At 72.9% G+C, this 2,126-nt stretch carries 1 protein-coding gene; it reads right to left on the bottom strand.

What is annotated here, in order from left to right; all coding sequences use genetic code 11:
* The coding region (locus tag ACZ4W5_RS37960; RefSeq protein WP_465659815.1) for a type I polyketide synthase at positions 1–2,126 on the bottom strand (2,126 nt) is incomplete at both ends.

A 2,126-nucleotide genomic window follows, 5' to 3' on the forward strand; every position in this document is an offset into this window, starting at 1 on the left:
GCGGGTGTTGAGGGTGTGGGCGATGTCGTGGGGGGTGAGGTGGGGGTGGTGGTGGAGGTGTTGGGTGAGGCGGCGGGCGTGGTCGCGTAGTGCGGCGGGTGTTTTGGCGGACAGCCGCCAGGTGACGGGGGTGTCCGCCGGTTCCGGTGCCGGTTCCGGTGCCGCGTCGGTGGCGGGGGCCTGTTCGAGGATGACGTGGGCGTTGGTGCCGCTGATGCCGAAGGAGGAGACGGCAGCGCGGCGCGGTCGTCCTTCGGTGGGCCAGTCGCGGCTTTCGGTGAGGAGTTCGACGTTGCCGGCGTCCCAGTCGATGTGGGGGGAGGGTGCGTCGACGTGCAGGGTGCGGGGCATGACGCCGTGTCGCATGGCCTGCACCATTTTGATGATGCCGGCGACGCCGGCGGCGGCCTGGGTGTGGCCGATGTTGGACTTGATGGAGCCGAGCCAGAGCGGGTGTTCGCGGTCCTGGCCGTAGGTGGCGAGCAGGGCCTGGGCCTCGATGGGGTCGCCGAGTTTGGTTCCGGTGCCGTGGGCCTCCACGACGTCGACGTCGGCGGTGGTGAGTCCGGCGTTGGCCAGGGCCTGACGGATCACCCGCTGCTGGGAGGGGCCGTTGGGCGCGGTGAGGCCGTTGGAGGCGCCGTCCTGGTTGACGGCGCTGCCGCGCAGCACCGCGAGGACCTGGTGGCCGTTGCGGCGGGCGTCGGAGAGCCGTTCGACCAGCAGCAGGCCGACGCCCTCGCCCCAGGAGGTGCCGTCCGCCGACGCGGCGAAGGACTTGCAGCGCGCGTCGGCGGCCAGGCCGCGCTGCCGACTGAACTCGATGAACGTGGCGGGGGTGGCCATGACGGTCACGCCGCCCGCGAGGGCGAGATCGCACTCGCCGTTGCGCAGCGACTGCGCGGCCAGGTGCAGGGCGACCAGCGAGGAGGAGCACGCCGTGTCGACGGTGATGGCCGGGCCTTCCAGGCCGAAGGTGTAGGACAGCCGCCCGGAGGCGACGCTGCCCGCGCTGCCCGTGACGAGCTGACCCTCGAAGCCCTGCGGCTGCTGTCGCATCAGCCGTGAGCCGTAGTCGTCGTACATGACGCCGGTGAAGACGCCGGTGCGGCTGCCGCGCAGGGTCTCGGGGTCGAGGCCGCCGTGCTCGAAGGCCTCCCAGCCGGTCTCCAGCAGCAGCCGCTGCTGCGGGTCCATCGCCAGTGCCTCGCGCGGGCTGATGCCGAAGAACGCGGGGTCGAAGTCGGCGGCGTCGTCCAGGAATCCGCCCTCCCGCACGTACGACTTGCCGGGTGCGTCGGGGTCCGGGTCGAAGAGGCCGTCGACGTCCCAGCCGCGGTCGGTGGGGAACCCGGCGACGGCGTCGACGCCGTCGGTCACCAGTCGCCACAGGTCCTCGGGGGAGCGGACCTCGCCGGGGTAGCGGCAGGCCATTCCGACGATCGCGATCGGTTCGTCGGCCGCCACAGCGGTGGTCGGGGCCGTCGGAACGGTGGGGTGCTCGGTCCCGGCGGGAGCGGCGAGCAGGAGGTCCGCGAGGTGTCGGACGATCGCCGAGGTGGTCGGGTGGTCGAAGACGAGGGTCGAGGGCAGGCGTCGGCCGACGGCGGTGCTCAGCCGGTTGCGCAGCTCGACGGCGGTCAGCGAGTCGAAGCCCAGCTCGCTGAACGGGCGTTCGGGGTCCAGCTCGGCGGCACCGGTGTGCCCCAGGACGGCGGTGACGTGCCGGGTCACCAACTCGCTCAGCAGTTCGGCCTGTTGCGGTGCGGTGAGGCCGGTGAGCCGCTGTTCCAGGGTGTCGCCACCCGGTTCCGTGGCGGCGGCGACCCGGCGGGGCCTGGCCCGGACGAGCTTGCCGAGCAGGGGCGGCAGGGTGCCCTCGGCGGACTGTCGCTGGAGTGCCGACGCATCCAACTCGGCGGTCACCAGCACCGGTTCGGCCGAGGCGAGCGCGGTGTCGAACTGGGCGAGGGCCCGCTCGGCGGACATGCCGCGGAAGCCCTGGCGGGCCAGCCGGTCCCGGTCCGCCTCGGTGAGGGTGTTGGTCATGGTGCTGGTGTCGGTCCAGAGTCCCCAGGCGAGGCTGGTGGCGGGGAGTCCTTGGGTGTGGCGGTGGTGGGCGAGGG

The sequence above is a fragment of the Kitasatospora sp. NPDC029367 genome, assembly GCF_055569135.1.